The 14660-nt window shown below is 53.6% G+C and carries 14 protein-coding genes; 8 read left to right on the top strand and 6 right to left on the bottom strand.

Annotated features, from left to right (window positions below):
• Positions 1-29: 29 nt before the first annotated feature.
• From yfaU to OGV75_RS20630, 6 genes are all read right to left on the bottom strand, one after another.
• Positions 30-833: a 2-keto-3-deoxy-L-rhamnonate aldolase gene (gene yfaU / locus OGV75_RS20655; protein WP_286481122.1), complete on the bottom strand. Its 804-nt coding sequence runs from the start codon at positions 831-833 to the stop codon at positions 30-32.
• Between the two features lie 25 nt (positions 834-858).
• Positions 859-2148: an MFS transporter gene (locus OGV75_RS20650; protein ID WP_019077274.1), complete on the bottom strand. Its 1290-nt coding sequence runs from the start codon at positions 2146-2148 to the stop codon at positions 859-861.
• Between the two features lie 56 nt (positions 2149-2204).
• Complete coding sequence (rhmD, locus tag OGV75_RS20645; RefSeq protein WP_016153809.1) at positions 2205-3410, bottom strand: L-rhamnonate dehydratase; 1206 nt, start codon at positions 3408-3410, stop codon at positions 2205-2207.
• Between the two features lie 13 nt (positions 3411-3423).
• Complete coding sequence (locus OGV75_RS20640; protein ID WP_016153810.1) at positions 3424-4206, bottom strand: IclR family transcriptional regulator; 783 nt, start codon at positions 4204-4206, stop codon at positions 3424-3426.
• A gap of 218 nt (positions 4207-4424) precedes the next feature.
• A complete protein-coding gene (locus OGV75_RS20635; RefSeq protein WP_094761629.1) occupies positions 4425-5627 on the bottom strand; it encodes a nicotinamide mononucleotide deamidase-related protein YfaY in 1203 nt (400 codons plus the stop codon).
• 79 nt (positions 5628-5706) lie between these two features.
• A complete protein-coding gene (locus OGV75_RS20630) occupies positions 5707-6249 on the bottom strand; it encodes a YfaZ family outer membrane protein (RefSeq protein WP_286481121.1) in 543 nt (180 codons plus the stop codon).
• 318 nt (positions 6250-6567) lie between these two features.
• Here OGV75_RS20630 and nudI point away from each other — a divergent pair, with 318 nt between their 5' ends.
• The 8 genes from nudI (at position 6568) to arnF (ending at position 14660) form a co-directional block, all read left to right on the top strand.
• The gene (nudI, locus tag OGV75_RS20625; protein WP_200046878.1) at positions 6568-6993 is read left to right on the top strand and encodes a nucleoside triphosphatase NudI; all 426 of its coding nucleotides are present in this window, start codon (positions 6568-6570) and stop codon (positions 6991-6993) included.
• A 290-nt stretch (positions 6994-7283) separates the two neighbouring features.
• Entirely contained in the window at positions 7284-8423 is a 1140-nt protein-coding gene (gene arnB, locus OGV75_RS20620; protein ID WP_200011539.1) for a UDP-4-amino-4-deoxy-L-arabinose aminotransferase, read from the top strand.
• A gap of 2 nt (positions 8424-8425) precedes the next feature.
• Positions 8426-9409: an undecaprenyl-phosphate 4-deoxy-4-formamido-L-arabinose transferase gene (gene arnC, locus OGV75_RS20615; RefSeq protein ID WP_286481120.1), complete on the top strand. Its 984-nt coding sequence runs from the start codon at positions 8426-8428 to the stop codon at positions 9407-9409.
• Positions 9406-11388, top strand: a complete 1983-nt coding sequence (gene arnA / locus OGV75_RS20610) for a bifunctional UDP-4-amino-4-deoxy-L-arabinose formyltransferase/UDP-glucuronic acid oxidase ArnA (protein ID WP_016157032.1) — start codon at positions 9406-9408, stop codon at positions 11386-11388. The genes arnC and arnA overlap by 4 nt, the downstream gene beginning before the upstream one ends.
• On the top strand, positions 11385-12287 hold the full coding sequence (gene arnD / locus OGV75_RS20605) for a 4-deoxy-4-formamido-L-arabinose-phosphoundecaprenol deformylase (RefSeq protein ID WP_286481119.1): 903 nt from the start codon (positions 11385-11387) through the stop codon (positions 12285-12287). Before arnA ends, arnD begins: the two co-directional genes overlap by 4 nt.
• On the top strand, positions 12284-13942 hold the full coding sequence (gene arnT, locus OGV75_RS20600; protein ID WP_286481118.1) for a lipid IV(A) 4-amino-4-deoxy-L-arabinosyltransferase: 1659 nt from the start codon (positions 12284-12286) through the stop codon (positions 13940-13942). Before arnD ends, arnT begins: the two co-directional genes overlap by 4 nt.
• Positions 13939-14274, top strand: coding sequence for a 4-amino-4-deoxy-L-arabinose-phosphoundecaprenol flippase subunit ArnE (gene arnE / locus OGV75_RS20595; protein WP_016153819.1), 336 nt, complete (start codon positions 13939-13941; stop codon positions 14272-14274). The genes arnT and arnE overlap by 4 nt, the downstream gene beginning before the upstream one ends.
• Complete coding sequence (arnF, locus tag OGV75_RS20590) at positions 14274-14660, top strand: 4-amino-4-deoxy-L-arabinose-phosphoundecaprenol flippase subunit ArnF (RefSeq protein ID WP_109017487.1); 387 nt, start codon at positions 14274-14276, stop codon at positions 14658-14660. The genes arnE and arnF overlap by 1 nt, the downstream gene beginning before the upstream one ends.

The following is a 14660-nucleotide window of genomic DNA, read 5'->3' as shown; positions in this document are numbered from 1 at the left end:
CCGATGGCGCTACACCACCGGGCCCGATATTAATAACTGCTTTTCAACGTTTGCGTACTCTGGCCTGGCTTAAACATTGTCAGCCTGCGATCCAGCGCTTCGGTATAAAGCATGGTATCCACGCCTACCGCGACAAAATTTGCTCCCCATTGCAGACATTTCTGCGCCATTGCTGGGTCAACAGCGAGGAAACCGGCTGCTTTTCCGGCTGCGCGGATACGGCGAATGCTATGCTCAATGATCCGCTGCACCTCCGGGTGTCCGGCATTATCCGGATAGCCCAACGACGCAGAAAGATCCGCCGGGCCAATAAAGACACCGTCAATACCGTCAACGTCCAGAATGGCATCCAGATTATCCAGTGCCGCTTTGCTTTCGACCTGTACCAGCAGGCAGAGTGATTCATTAGCCTGGGCCATATAATTGTCGATACGTCCCCAGCGCGCCGCCCGTGCCACGCTGGCGCCGACACCACGCTCGCCGAGCGGTGGATAACGAGTCGCGGAAACCACCTGAAGCGCCTGCTCTGCGCTGTCGACCATCGGGACAAGCAGCGTCTGCGCGCCGATATCCAGCACTTGCTTGATCAACGCTTTACTGCCTTCCACCGGGCGAACCACAGGCTGGCTGGCATAAGGCGCAATCGCCTGCAACTGATGGTAAAGATCCTGCACCGTGTTCGGCGCGTGTTCTCCATCAATCAGCAGCCAGTCATAGCCCGACGTCGCGGCAATCTCCGCCATGTAAGAGGTGGTCGAACTGAGCCACAGGCCGACCTGGATTTCCCCTTTGCGTAATCCTTCTTTGAAGGGATTTGATAACAATGCGTTCATAACGATCCTTACAACGTAGATAAGATTAATGATGCGCAGCGCCTGCTTGTGAAACTGAACGGTTCACACTCAGCGTAAAGATGATTAGCGACCCAATAATCGCGACGCCCGCGAGGACCAGCAGGCCCGCCGCATCGCTGGCAAACACCGTTTCGGCTTTGACGCGCAGAATGGGAGCAATAAAGCCGCCGACGGCACCAAACAGGTTGACGAAGCCGATCCCCGCCGCCAGAGCAGTCCCGGAAAGAAGTTGCGTTGGCATCGTCCAGAACACCGGCTGTACCGCAATGAAACCGACCGCCGCGACGCAGAGCGCCACAATCGCCAGTACCGGTGAAACCAGCCCAGAAAGGCCAATGCCGATTCCTGCCGCCAGCAGCGTCAGCGCGGCAACATTACGCCGGTCGCCGGTGCGATCGGAGTAGCGAGGAATAAGCCAGGTACCAAACAGCGCCGCCACCCACGGTATTGCCGCCACGACCGAAGCCGTAAAGCCCACTTTTGTCCCTAACAACGCAGCAACCTGAGTTGGCAGGAAGAAGATCAGGCCATACACCGCCACCTGGATCGTCAGATAGATAATTGCCAGTTGCCAGACACGGCCATTACGCAGCGCATCCGACAGGCGTGAAGTGACCTTTTTCTCCTCTTCACTTGTCAGTTGGCTAATAAGTAACGACTTTTCCTCCGCGCTCAGGAAACGCGCCTGCTGCGGGGTATCATCCAGCCAGAAGAAGGTGAAAATGCCCGCGCCTACCGCCAGTAAACCTTCGATAACGAACATCCAGAACCACCCTGGATGCCCCATAAAGCCGTGCATCTCCAACAGCGCACCGGAAAGCGGCGATCCTAGGGTTAACGCCAGCGGCGCCCCCATGTAGAACAGCCCCATGATGCTGGCGCGGTTACGCTGGGGGAACCACTGGGACGTCAGGTAGATCATACCGGGGAAGAAGCCCGCCTCTGCCGCCCCCAGCAGAGTACGGATAATCAGAAATTTCGATTCAGTATCCGCCCATGCCATCGCCGCAGAGAGGAATCCCCACAGCAACGTGGTGGTACCAATCCAGGTTCTGGCACCAAATTTACGCATCAACAGGTTGGCAGGAACCCCCAGAAAGGCGTAAACCACAAAGAAAATCCCCGCGCCCAACGCATAAGCTTCGTTGCTCAGACCGGTATCAATCTGATAGGTCTCTTTGGCAAAACCGATGTTCGAGCGGTCAAGAAACGCCAGCACATACAGCGCCAGCATAAAGGGAATCAAACGGGCGCGGTTTTTCTTCACCACACCATCAAGTAACGTGGTACTCATAGCAAGATCCTCAAAGAAATGAGGGCGTTGCCGTGGCATTGGCAACGCACTGGTCATTAGTGGCTATAAGGGCGCTTCAGATTGCAGTCGCGGTTAAGCTCGACGCCAAATCCTGGTTTGTCGAGCACCGACTTATGAATGCGGCCATTGACGGGTACCGGTTCGTCCAGAAGGATCGGATCAAACTGTGGACGCATCGTTGAACAATCCGGGCTGGTCATCAAAAACTCGCTGAACGGGGTATTGGTGAACGTGATTACCGCGTGGTGCGAGTAAACCGAGGAACCATGTGGCACCACCAGTTGTCCGCGCGATTTAGCAATAGCGGCAATTTCCACCAGCGTGGTTAACCCACCGCACCAGCCCACATCAGGCTGCATGATATCGATGCCGGTTTCTGAGAGTGTGCGGAAGGACTGCAGCGTCCCGTGGTGTTCACCGCTGGTAACCATCATCCCCGCCGGGGCGTTACGTTTCAGCTCGCGATAACCTTCATACTGCTGTGGCGGCAGACACTCTTCGATCCACTTCAGATTGGACGGTGCGCAGGCATGGGCCAGTTTGGTGGCATAGTTCACGTCCTGACTCATCCAGCAATCGAGCATCAACCAGAAATCCGGACCGCATTTCTCACGCATGTCGGCTACCATTGCCGCATCTTTGCGGATCCCCGCATCCCCGTCGTGCGGCCCCCAGTGGGTCGGCATTTTGCCGCCAATAAAGCCCATTTCTTTCGCCAGATCAGGGCGCGCACCGGTCGCGTAGAATTGAATTTCGTCGCGTACCGCGCCACCCAATAGTTTGTAGACCGGTAAACCCACCACCTTGCCAAACAGATCCCACAGCGCCAGATCCACGCACGAGATAGTGTTCATCACCAGACCGCCGGAGCCGGAGTAGTACATCGTTGCGCCCAGCATCTGGTCGTGAATGAGTTTGATATCACTGACGCATTTCCCTTCAATAAAACGATTGAGATGCTTTTCCACAATAAAGCACCCCATCTCCCCTGCCGTGGAAACAGCAAAACCGGTCTGTCCGTTTTCAGCTTCCACTTCAACAATCAGTGTTCCTAATACGTTGATGCCAAAGGACTGGCGCGATTGCTCATATTCACGATATTTGCTCATTGGCGTGGCGATATGATCGTCAATCCAGTGGTTAGCGCCCTGATCGTGATAGTCGCCGCCGCCAGCGCCTTTATCCGCCGTAGCACCACCGGTAAACCAGGCACGAACGTGTTTAATTTTAGGTAGGGTCATGGTGTTCTCCTTTTTATGAAGCGAGTGAGTCGAAGGGACTTTTCCATCCCAACAGGCGTGAAATATCCCTGGCGCAGGCAATCGCTTTACCGGCCAGATAATCACGGTTCTCTTCGTTAATTTGCAGACGAGTGCCGACCACTGAAATCGCGGCGGTCAGTTCATTGTTAGCGTTAAAAACAGGCGCTGCGACGCAGCGAACATCGGGATAATCTTCGCCATTATCAAAGCTCCATCCACGCTGTCGAATACGCTCCAGCTCGTCATTCAACTGCTGTGGCCTGGTGATCGTGGTCGGCGTTGCCTGTTCCCATATCAGCTGTTCAATAATGGCTTTTCGTGCGGCTGCCGGTTGCCAGGCCAGCAGGCATTTGCCGATACCCGAGCGATAGAGCGAAAGACTTTTCCCTTCGTGGGAGCGCACGCTGATAGTGGATGACGATTCCACTTTCAGAATGTAATACGCGCTTTCGTGGTCGATGATCCCGAGATGGCAAAGTAACCCTGTCTCATCCATCAGCTGTGTCAGCCGTGGACGCGCCAGTTCACGTAAATCCATCTTGCTCAGCGCATGCCCGGACAACTCAACCAGCTTGGTCCACAGGCAGTAATTTTCCTGATGATCAATGCTAATAAAGCGCTGACGCTTCAGTTCGTTAAGTAACAGGTACGCGGTGCTTTTTGGAATACCCAGCGCCTCTATGATGGTGGCGGCGCTACATGGGCCGATACGCGCAATGAGATTGAGTATTTCGATCGCCCTGGTGAGCGCGGGAACTTTGCTTGATTCCAACATACTGGACTCCAGTCTGAGATACTGGAATCAGTGTGGTAGGTTAAGGGGGTTAAAATTGTGAAGCGCATCAAATCCTCTCGTTCTTCCAGCTGGCTGGAGAAAAAACGAGCATAATTGTGAACTAACGCACGGATTTTTTTACAGAGAGTACAACAGGTTGGACTGATAACGGGAAGGCCAGAATGCCTTCCCATAACAAGCGCGTGAGAGAGTGCAAGTCAGGAAGGCAGCGTCAGGGATTCAACCACTTCTATCCAACCGTGTTCGCTGGCAATATCCTGCCCGTTGAGCCAACGGCGCAGCATATTGAGCGCCATCATTGCGCACACTTCCTGACGCACCGACAAACTATAACGATTAGCGTTCAGCCGTACGCGTAAGGCATGCGTTCCATCAGGCGTTGCCAGCGCAAAGTTAATATGTTCGTTTTCGAAAGCCGATACCGCCAGCGCCAGCCCGGCATAATGGTTGCCGCGTCGTTCGGTTATCCAGTGTGCCGTTTGCGCCAGCGTTTCTTCCTGGGGCGGAACCACTTCGCTCGCCAATAGCGGAGCATTCGCGCGCGAAAGCTGCAGCGCCACCAGACCACCGGTGAATTGTTCGCTTAGCGTCAGGCTGTATTGCCGTTCCTGCAACGTACGGGCGATTTGCGCGGGTAAACCTTCCGTACCTTCGAAAATCATATTCTGCCCGGCAACCCGCTTAACTTCTGGCCACAGCGCCAGCATCGCTTCCCGTTGGGAATCCGGCCCGGTCAGCTTCAGTTCGATAATCGGCATTGACGAGCGGTAGCCCATTGTCACTCCCGGAGGCAATTGCAGCGGATCCAGGCTCTGCGCCAGCTCGCTTTCAGAACGACCAAAGGTGGTTAATCGCAGGCATAGCGGGGGTTGAGACAGCGAAAAACGCTCACGCAAACGCGGCAGGATCTCATGCTCAACCATGACTTTAAATTCTGATGGCACTCCCGGGGTAAAGAACATCAGGCAGCGGTTAAGCTTCAGGGCAAACCCACACGCGGTTCCTACCGGATTATTGATGAATTCCGCACTGGCAGGTAGCTCAGCCTGTTTGCGGTTACTCGGTGCCATCACGCGTCCACGATCGCGGAAATAACGCGTCATCTCGTCGAGCCATGCTTCATGCAGCACCAGCCCTTCACCTTTTGCCGTTGCCGCCGCCAGCGCGCTCAAGTCATCGCTGGTTGGTCCCAGACCGCCGTTAACGATCAGTACATCGGCATGTTCGCTACGCTCACGCAAAACGGCGACCAAATCATCAAGATTGTCGCCTACCGTGTTGCGACGGGTTAGTGGTAACCCCTGATTAAAGAAAAAATCGGCCAGCCAGGCGGCATTCGTGTCGACGATTTGTCCGTGCAACACTTCATCCCCGGTGGATAGCATCTCCACGTTTAACATCGTGTTCTCCTGCTTTTATGATGAAAACACTATAACGCATGGAGGGGGGAAGGCGCGACTGAACGCCGCGCCGGAAAAATCAGAAACTCGCGTTAACCCCAACGTACGGGCCGTCAGCAATCGCGTTATCGCGGTTACCGTCTTTGCCTGCCAGGTTCAGGTAGCGATAACCGGCTTCAATGCTCAGCGGACGCATAATGGTCAGACGCGCACCTGCATTCGCTTCTTCATAGCTGTCGATACCGCTGGAAAGAGAATCGGGAGAGTAATAATACTCGCCAAACAGGCGGAGGCTGTCGCCAATCGGCCACTGCAAACCGCCACCGACCGCCGCCGCGTAACCCTCGTCACCATAATTCGGGTTAGTATAAATGCCTTTCCCACCGACCGTTGCCAGCAGCGGACCGAGAGGAATATTCAGACCCAGTCCCAGACCGGCCGCATCGCCGTCGTCATCGTTATGCATCCAGTTACCGCTGACGGCCAAACCGGTGGTCTCAGTACCCATACCGAACCCCAGGTTGGTGTAGTCTTCGCCAGCCTGGCCGCTGATGCTAATCGCGCTCGCCGATGCGGAAACAAACAGCATTCCGGCAAAACCCAACATTAAACTTTTTTTCATTTTCTATCCTTTCCAGCAAGAATCAAAACATAGCCCCAAAACCGGTGAATTGTACTGTTAGATCACGAGGAATCAATGCACTAAAAAAGCGATGCAATAACATATTGTAAGCAAATACTACTCACAAGATTTAGATAAGGTTAAATTCTTGTAGCAATTACGCCACTGAGGGCAGCAGAACGCCATTTTCAACAAACATCCTGTTTTCCCTGGCAAAGCGGCGTTATTCGTCGATGAAGCGTTTTTTCTACCGTCAGCAAAAGGTAAGATGCGTGCACGATGGAATTTTCTATACCTCCCCCTACAAGGATTCGACTTATGCGCCAAAGAACAATTGTTTGCCCATTAATTCAAAACGATGGCTGTTATTTACTGTGCAAAATGGCTGACGACCGCGGTGTGTTCCCCGGTCAGTGGGCGCTTTCTGGCGGCGGCGTTGAACCGGGTGAACGTATTGAAGAAGCTTTGCGCCGTGAAGTAAGAGAAGAGCTGGGCGAACAACTGGTGTTATCAGATATTACGCCATGGACCTTCAGTGACGATGTTCGCACCAAAACGTACGCCGATGGCAGTCAGGAAGAGATTTATATGATTTATCTCATCTTCGATTGTGTGGCGGCTAATCGTGAAGTGAAGATTAACGAAGAATTCCAGGCATTCACCTGGGTTAAAGCGGAAGATCTCGGCTCCTACGATTTAAATATCGCCACGCGTAAAACGTTAACCTTGAAAGGGTTACTGTAAATCATCATTTTAATAACGGCATATAATTAGCATTCTTAATAGCGACATTGCGCTCATCAGTCTGCAGATAACAGCAATGTCGCCCAAACTACTCAAGAAACTACATGATCTTTTTTCATTAAGATAAATAAAAAATACGCTATTCCTCTCTCTTTCCCAAACCTTAAACTCTTAAGGATAAATTAACCTTCCGTCATTACCCTTTGAAGCCTGATGAAATAATTAACGACGCCCCTGTTTATCACTAAAAATAAAACGTCGGTGGCGTTAAATGGCTTGAAGGAATAATGATGTCTGACTTTTTGCCTTTCTCTCGCCCGGCAATGGGGGCTGAAGAACTTGCTGCTGTGAAGACGGTTCTGGACTCTGGATGGATAACCACCGGCCCGAAAAATCAACAGCTGGAAGAAGCCTTCTGCCAGCTCACGGGAAATCAACACGCCGTCGCCGTCTGCTCCGCTACGGCAGGAATGCACATCACGCTGATGGCGCTGGACATCGGTGCAGGCGATGAGATCATTACACCGTCAATGACGTGGGTTTCTACTCTCAACATGATTGTCCTGCTGGGTGCGGCGCCAGTCATGATCGACGTCGACCGCGATACGCTCATGGTCACACCGGAGCAAATTGAGGCCGCCATCACCCCGCGAACCAAAGCCATTATTCCGGTACATTACGCAGGCGCCCCCGCCGACCTGGACGCGATTTATGCCATTGGCGAACGCTATGGCATTCCGATTATAGAAGATGCGGCCCACGCCGTAGGGACGTTGTATAAAGGTCGTCATGTCGGCGCGCGCGGCACGGCAATATTCTCGTTTCACGCCATCAAAAATATTACCTGCGCCGAAGGCGGGTTGATCGTTACCGACGACAGCCAGCTTGCCCAACGGCTTCGCAGCCTGAAGTTTCACGGTCTGGGCGTTGATGCCTTTGATCGACAAACCTATGGCCGGGCGCCGCAGGCCGAAGTGCTTGCGCCAGGGTACAAGTACAACCTCACGGATATCAACGCCGCCATTGCGTTGGTACAGCTAAATAAACTGGAACACCTGAACTCACGCCGGGCACAAATTGCCCGCGAGTATCAACAGGCGCTGGCCGATACGCCATTTCAACCACTGAGTCTGCCCCAGTGGGCGCACGTTCACGCCTGGCACCTGTTCATCATTCGCGTTGACGAAGCCCGCTGCGGTCTGAGCAGAGATGCCTTAATGGAAGCGTTAAAGGCCAAAAATATCGGCACCGGTCTGCATTTTCGTGCGGCCCATACGCAAAAATATTACCGCGAACGCTTCACTACCCTTTCGCTCCCCAATACAGAATGGAATAGCGCGCGCATTTGCTCACTGCCGTTATTCCCCGATATGACCGCCGATGACACCCAGCGGGTAATTACGGCACTTCGCGAGATTGCAGGACAATAACCATGTTTGAAGCAGCACCGATCAAAAAAGTCTCGGTGGTCATTCCCGTTTTTAATGAACAGGAAAGCTTGCCAGAGTTAATCAGACGTACCAGCGCTGCCTGCGAAAAATTGGGCAAAGACTATGAAATTCTGCTAATTGATGACGGCAGCAACGACCATTCCGCACAGCTGATGATGGATGCTTCCCAGGCACCGAACAGCCATATTGTTTCTATTTTATTGAATCGCAATTACGGGCAACACTCGGCGATTATGGCCGGTTTCAGTCATGTCACCGGCGACGTGATCATCACACTGGATGCCGATTTGCAAAACCCGCCGGAGGAGATCCCACGGCTGGTCGCCACCGCAGATGAAGGCTTCGATGTGATCGGCACGGTACGTCAGAACCGTCAGGACAGCGTATTTCGTAAGACCGCATCGCGAATGATTAACCATCTGATTCAGCGCACCACCGGTAAAGCGATGGGCGACTACGGTTGCATGTTACGCGCTTATCGCCGCCACATCGTCGATGCCATGCTGCATTGCCAGGAGCGCAGTACCTTTATCCCGATTCTGGCCAACATTTTTGCCCGGCGCGCTACGGAAATCCCGGTACACCATGCAGAGCGAGAATTTGGTGACTCCAAATACAGCTTTATGCGTCTGATCAACCTGATGTATGACCTGATGACCTGTCTGACCACAACGCCACTTCGTATGTTGAGCCTGTTGGGCAGCGTAATCGCCGCCACTGGCTTTACCTTGTCTATCCTGCTTGTGGTTCTGCGTCTGACGCTCGGTCCACAGTGGGCCGCGGAAGGGGTATTCATGCTGTTTGCCGTCCTGTTTACCTTTATCGGCGCACAGTTTATTGGCATGGGTTTACTCGGCGAATATATCGGTCGCATCTATAACGATGTCCGCGCCCGCCCCCGCTATTTTGTTCAACACGTTATCCGCCCACAAACCACGCAGCCAACCGAGGAAAACCGCGCATGAAAGCCATCGTATTTGCCTATCACGATATGGGATGTCAGGGTGTCCAGGCTTTGTTGGATGCCGGTTATGAAATCGCTGCCATTTTTACGCACACTGATAATCCGGGCGAAAAAGCATTTTTTGGATCGGTTTCCCGCCTTGCCGCCAGCGCCGGAATTCCGGTTTACGCCCCGGACGAGGTCAATCATCCCTTGTGGATTGAACGCATTAGCCAACTGGCGCCGGATGTTATCTTCTCGTTCTACTATCGTCATTTACTGAGTGATGAGATCCTCAGTCTTGCGCCTGCGGGGGCTTTTAATCTGCACGGTTCGTTGCTGCCGAAATACCGTGGTCGCGCGCCGCTGAACTGGGTATTGGTCAATGGCGAAACCGAAACCGGCGTCACGCTTCACCGCATGGTCAAACGCGCGGATGCTGGCGCCATTATTGCCCAGCAGCGAGTCGCTATTTCGCCAGATGACGTGGCGTTAACGCTGCACCATAAATTGTGTCAGGCTGCGCGTCACCTGCTGGAACAGGCACTGCCCGCGATTAAAACCGGGGATTATGCAGAACGCCCCCAACAGGAAGCAGATGCTACCTGTTTTGGTCGCCGTACACCGGAAGATAGCTTCCTCGACTGGAACACACCTGCCGCGGAGTTGCATAACCAGGTCCGCGCCGTCAGCGATCCGTGGCCGGGCGCATATAGCTATGTCGGCACACAAAAGTTCACCGTCTGGTCATCGCGCGTTTGCGTAAATAACTCAGCGGCCCAACCGGGTACCGTCATCTCCGTTTCTCCTTTGCTGATCGCCTGTGGCGATGGCGCCCTGGAAATTATTACCGGACAAGCTGGCGATGGTATTGCAATGCAAGGCTCGCAACTGGCTCAGGTTTTGGGCCTGGTACCAGGTTCTCGCCTGAACAGCCAGTCGGTTGCCACCAGCAAATGCCGCACCCGTGTGCTGATCCTCGGCGTTAATGGCTTCATTGGTAACCATCTGACCGAACGCCTGCTGCAAGAAGATCATTACGAAGTGTATGGGCTCGATATTGGCAGTGACGCCATTGGACGTTTTCTGCAGCATCCGCGATTCCACTTCGTCGAAGGCGACATCAGCATTCACTCCGAATGGATTGAATACCATGTTAAAAAATGCGACGTCGTGCTGCCGCTGGTGGCGATCGCAACGCCAATCGAATATACCCGCAACCCGTTGCGCGTATTTGAGCTCGATTTTGAAGAGAACCTGAAAATCATTCGCTACTGCGTGAAATACCGTAAGCGCATCATTTTCCCGTCAACGTCCGAAGTCTACGGCATGTGTACCGACAAAGTCTTCGATGAGGACAGCTCGAATCTGATCGTCGGTCCGGTGAATAAACCACGCTGGATCTACTCCGTTTCCAAGCAGTTGTTGGACCGCGTAATCTGGGCGTACGGCGAAAAAGAGGGATTGCGCTTCACCCTGTTCCGCCCGTTTAACTGGATGGGGCCGCGTCTGGACAGCCTTAACGCCGCGCGTATCGGCAGCTCACGCGCCATTACCCAACTGATCCTCAATCTGGTGGAGGGTTCACCGATTAAGCTGATTGAAGGCGGCAAGCAAAAACGCTGCTTTACCGACATTCGGGATGGTATCGAAGCCCTGTACCGCATCATTGAAAACGAAGGCGGACGCTGCGACGGTGAGATTATCAACATCGGTAATCCGCAGAACGAAGCGAGTATTCAGGAACTGGCAGAAATGCTGCTTACCTGCTTTGAAAAACATCCATTGCGTAACCACTTCCCGCCGTTTGCCGGTTTCCGTGACGTCGAAAGCAGCAGCTACTATGGTAAAGGTTATCAAGACGTTGAACATCGTAAGCCCAACATCCGCAATGCGAAACGCTGCCTGAACTGGGAGCCCACCATTGAGATGCAGGAAACGGTAGAAGAGACGCTGGACTTCTTCTTACGCAGTGTGAATATCACGGAACACACATCATGACCCAAGTCGGCTTGCGCATAGATGTCGATACTTTCAGGGGGACGCGCGAAGGCGTACCCCGCCTGCTGGAGACATTGAACCGACATAACGTGCGGGCAAGTTTTTTCTTTAGCGTTGGACCGGACAACATGGGACGCCACCTCTGGCGTCTTGTGAAACCACAATTTCTGTGGAAGATGCTGCGCTCAAACGCCGCATCACTTTACGGATGGGATATATTGCTGGCGGGAACCGCCTGGCCGGGAAAAGAGATCGGCCAGGCCAACGCGGCGATCATTGCGCAAACCGCCCTGCTTCATGAAACCGGTCTGCATGCCTGGGATCACCATGCCTGGCAGGCGCGAAGCGGAAACTGGAATGATAAACAGCTGATTGATGATATTTCACGAGGCATCACGGCCCTTGAAACTCTTATCGGACAACCCGTCACTTGTTCTGCCGTTGCCGGATGGCGTGCCGACGATCGCGTCGTCCACGCCAAAGAAACGTTCCATCTGCGTTATAACAGCGACTGTCGGGGAACGTCGTTATTCCGTCCGGTGCTGACATCCGGGAAAACAGGTACGCCACAAATTCCCGTCACGCTACCCACCTGGGATGAAGTGGTTGGTCAGGAAGTCCAGGCGGTGGACTTCAACGCTTACATTCTCTCCCACATCCAGATGAGCAGAGGAACACCGGTGTATACCATTCATGCGGAAGTTGAAGGCATCGCCTTTCAACAGAATTTTGACGAGCTGCTTACTCACGCCGCAGACATGGGGATAACATTTTGCCCGCTCGGCGACCTGTTACCGGACGATGTTAGTTCGCTGCCAACAGGGCAGATCGTGCGTGGCAAAATACCCGGCAGAGAGGGATGGGTCGGCCGCCAACAACCAGTGAGTGTGACAAGATGAAACTTACTGTCCGCTACACCCTGGCATTTATCGCTTTTATTGCGCTGTATTTTATTCTCCCTATCAACAGTCGCCTGCTGTGGCAACCTGATGAAACGCGCTATGCCGAAATCAGTCGGGAAATGCTGACCTCTGGCGACGGGATAGTTCCGCACTTTTTAGGGCTGCGGTATTTTGAAAAACCGATTGCCGGATACTGGTTAAACAGCATCGGGCAATGGCTGTTTGGCGCCAATAATTTCGGCGTCAGAGCAGGAGCCATCTTTGCCACTTTGCTGACGGCGCTATTGGTAGCCTGGCTTGCCATGCGGTTGTGGCGGGATAAGCGCACCGCCGTACTCTCTTCGGTTATCTTTTTAACGTTTTTTTCGGTTTACAGCATCGGCACCTACGCGGTACTTGATCCCATCATTGCGCTCTGGCTAATGGCGGGCATGTGCTGCTTTTGGGAGGGGATGCAAGCCACCAGCAGAACGCGCAAAATTACCGCCTTTCTGCTGTTAGGGTTAACCTGCGGCATGGGCGTGATGACCAAGGGTTTCCTGGCACTCGCCATTCCTGTGCACAGCGTACTGCCGTGGGTTTTCGTACAAAAGCGCTGGAAAGATCTCATTATCTACGGTCTGCTGGCAGTAGTCGGTTGCATCGTGACTGTGCTGCCTTGGGGAATAGCGATTGCCCGGCGTGAGCCGGATTTCTGGCATTACTTCTTCTGGGTTGAACATATTCAACGCTTCGCGCAGGAGGATGCCCAACATAAGGCCCCCGTCTGGTACTACATTCCGGTATTGGTGGCTGGCGCATTACCGTGGCTCGGGCTGCTCCCCGGCGCGCTGCGTACGGGCTGGCGTGAACGGGATGTTCCGCGCAGCGCACTGTACCTGCTAAGCTGGATTATCATGCCAATCCTGTTTTTCAGCATCGCGAAAGGAAAACTGCCGACCTATATTCTTTCCTGCTTCGCGCCGCTGGCAATATTGACGGCGCGTTTCGGCCTGCAGGCCGCGCAAAAAGGTGCAACCGCGCTGCGCGTGAATGGCTGGATCAACGTTCTGTTCGGTGTAACCGGCATTGTCGCCACGTTTATTGTTTCTACACTGGGTCCATTAAAGACGCCGGTCTGGTCGCATATCGAAACGTATAAGGTGTTTTGTGCGTGGGGCATTTTTATCATCTGGACACTCTTTGGCTGGTATACGCTAAATAACCGCGAGAAGAACTGGACGTTCGCTGCGCTGTGTCCATTAGGCCTGGCACTGTTGTTTGGCTTCTCCATTCCTGACCGGGTGATGGAATCTAAACAGCCACAATTTTTTGTCGAGATGACCAAAGAGTCGCTGGAGTCGAGCCGTTATATTCTTACCGACAGCGTTGGCGTCGCCGCGGGGCTGGCCTGGAGCCTGAAGCGTGACGACATCATAATGTACGGACAAACGGGCGAGTTAAAATATGGCCTTAACTACCCGGATGCCCAGGGGCGTTTTGTCGGTCGGGGGAACTTTGCCGAGTGGTTAGCGCAACATCGTCAGCAAGGAAACATTACGCTCGTGCTCACAATTGATAAGGATGAAGATATTAATCGACTTGCTATCCCTCCCGCTGACTATATCGATAATCAGGGGCGTCTGGTCCTGATTCAGTATCGGCCGAAATGATCTGGATAGCCTTAGTTCTCGCCAGCCTGCTCAGCGTCTGCGGTCAGTTATGCCAGAAGCAGGCGTCGCGACCCGTTCCCGTTCGAGCGCGAAAACGCCACATTACGCTATGGATTGGGCTTGCTCTGGCAAGCCTCGGTCTGGCCATGCTGCTATGGCTGGCGGTGCTGCAGAACATTCCGGTCGGCATCGCCTACCCCATGCTGAGTCTTAATTTTGTATGGGTGACTCTGGCTGCCTGGAAAATCTGGCGCGAACCCGTCACCCCGCGCCACTGGCTGGGAGTGGGGTTAATCATCACCGGCATCTTTATTCTTGGGAGTGCGGTGTAATGGGCATCTTTTGGGGATTATGCAGCGTTATTATCACTTCAGCCGCCCAGTTGAGTCTCGGCTTTGCGATGGATAATCTGCCGCCAATGCTGCAGCCGCAGCAATTCATTTCCGCCATATTCTCTCTTAGCGTCGGCGCATTTGCTCTGTATGCCGGACTGGCAGGGTATTTACTGTCGGTGATTTGCTGGCATAAAGCGCTGCACCAGCTCGCACTGAGCAAAGCGTATGCCCTGCTCAGCCTGAGCTATGTACTGGTGTGGGTTGCATCAATGATCCTGCCCGGCTGGCAGGGAATATTTTCAGCGAAAGCGCTCGCCGGAGTGCTGTGCATCATGGCAGGGCTACTGACGATTTTTTTACCTTCACACCAGCGCCAACCCTGA

The sequence above is a fragment of the Citrobacter sp. Cb028 genome, from assembly GCF_030336705.1.
Classification (GTDB): Bacteria; Pseudomonadota; Gammaproteobacteria; order Enterobacterales; family Enterobacteriaceae; genus Citrobacter; species Citrobacter braakii.
This window is presented reverse-complemented; position numbering and strand designations above follow the sequence as displayed.

Coding starts and splice junctions, on each gene's coding strand:
- yfaU (WP_286481122.1), bottom strand. CDS start 833: ATGAACGCATTGTTATCAAATCCCTTCAAAGAAGGATTACGCAAAGGG.
- OGV75_RS20650 (WP_019077274.1), bottom strand. CDS start 2,148: ATGAGTACCACGTTACTTGATGGTGTGGTGAAGAAAAACCGCGCCCGT.
- rhmD (WP_016153809.1), bottom strand. CDS start 3,410: ATGACCCTACCTAAAATTAAACACGTTCGTGCCTGGTTTACCGGTGGT.
- OGV75_RS20640 (WP_016153810.1), bottom strand. CDS start 4,206: ATGTTGGAATCAAGCAAAGTTCCCGCGCTCACCAGGGCGATCGAAATA.
- OGV75_RS20635 (WP_094761629.1), bottom strand. CDS start 5,627: ATGTTAAACGTGGAGATGCTATCCACCGGGGATGAAGTGTTGCACGGA.
- OGV75_RS20630 (WP_286481121.1), bottom strand. CDS start 6,249: ATGAAAAAAAGTTTAATGTTGGGTTTTGCCGGAATGCTGTTTGTTTCC.
- nudI (WP_200046878.1), top strand. CDS start 6,568: ATGCGCCAAAGAACAATTGTTTGCCCATTAATTCAAAACGATGGCTGT.
- arnB (WP_200011539.1), top strand. CDS start 7,284: ATGTCTGACTTTTTGCCTTTCTCTCGCCCGGCAATGGGGGCTGAAGAA.
- arnC (WP_286481120.1), top strand. CDS start 8,426: ATGTTTGAAGCAGCACCGATCAAAAAAGTCTCGGTGGTCATTCCCGTT.
- arnA (WP_016157032.1), top strand. CDS start 9,406: ATGAAAGCCATCGTATTTGCCTATCACGATATGGGATGTCAGGGTGTC.
- arnD (WP_286481119.1), top strand. CDS start 11,385: ATGACCCAAGTCGGCTTGCGCATAGATGTCGATACTTTCAGGGGGACG.
- arnT (WP_286481118.1), top strand. CDS start 12,284: ATGAAACTTACTGTCCGCTACACCCTGGCATTTATCGCTTTTATTGCG.
- arnE (WP_016153819.1), top strand. CDS start 13,939: ATGATCTGGATAGCCTTAGTTCTCGCCAGCCTGCTCAGCGTCTGCGGT.
- arnF (WP_109017487.1), top strand. CDS start 14,274: ATGGGCATCTTTTGGGGATTATGCAGCGTTATTATCACTTCAGCCGCC.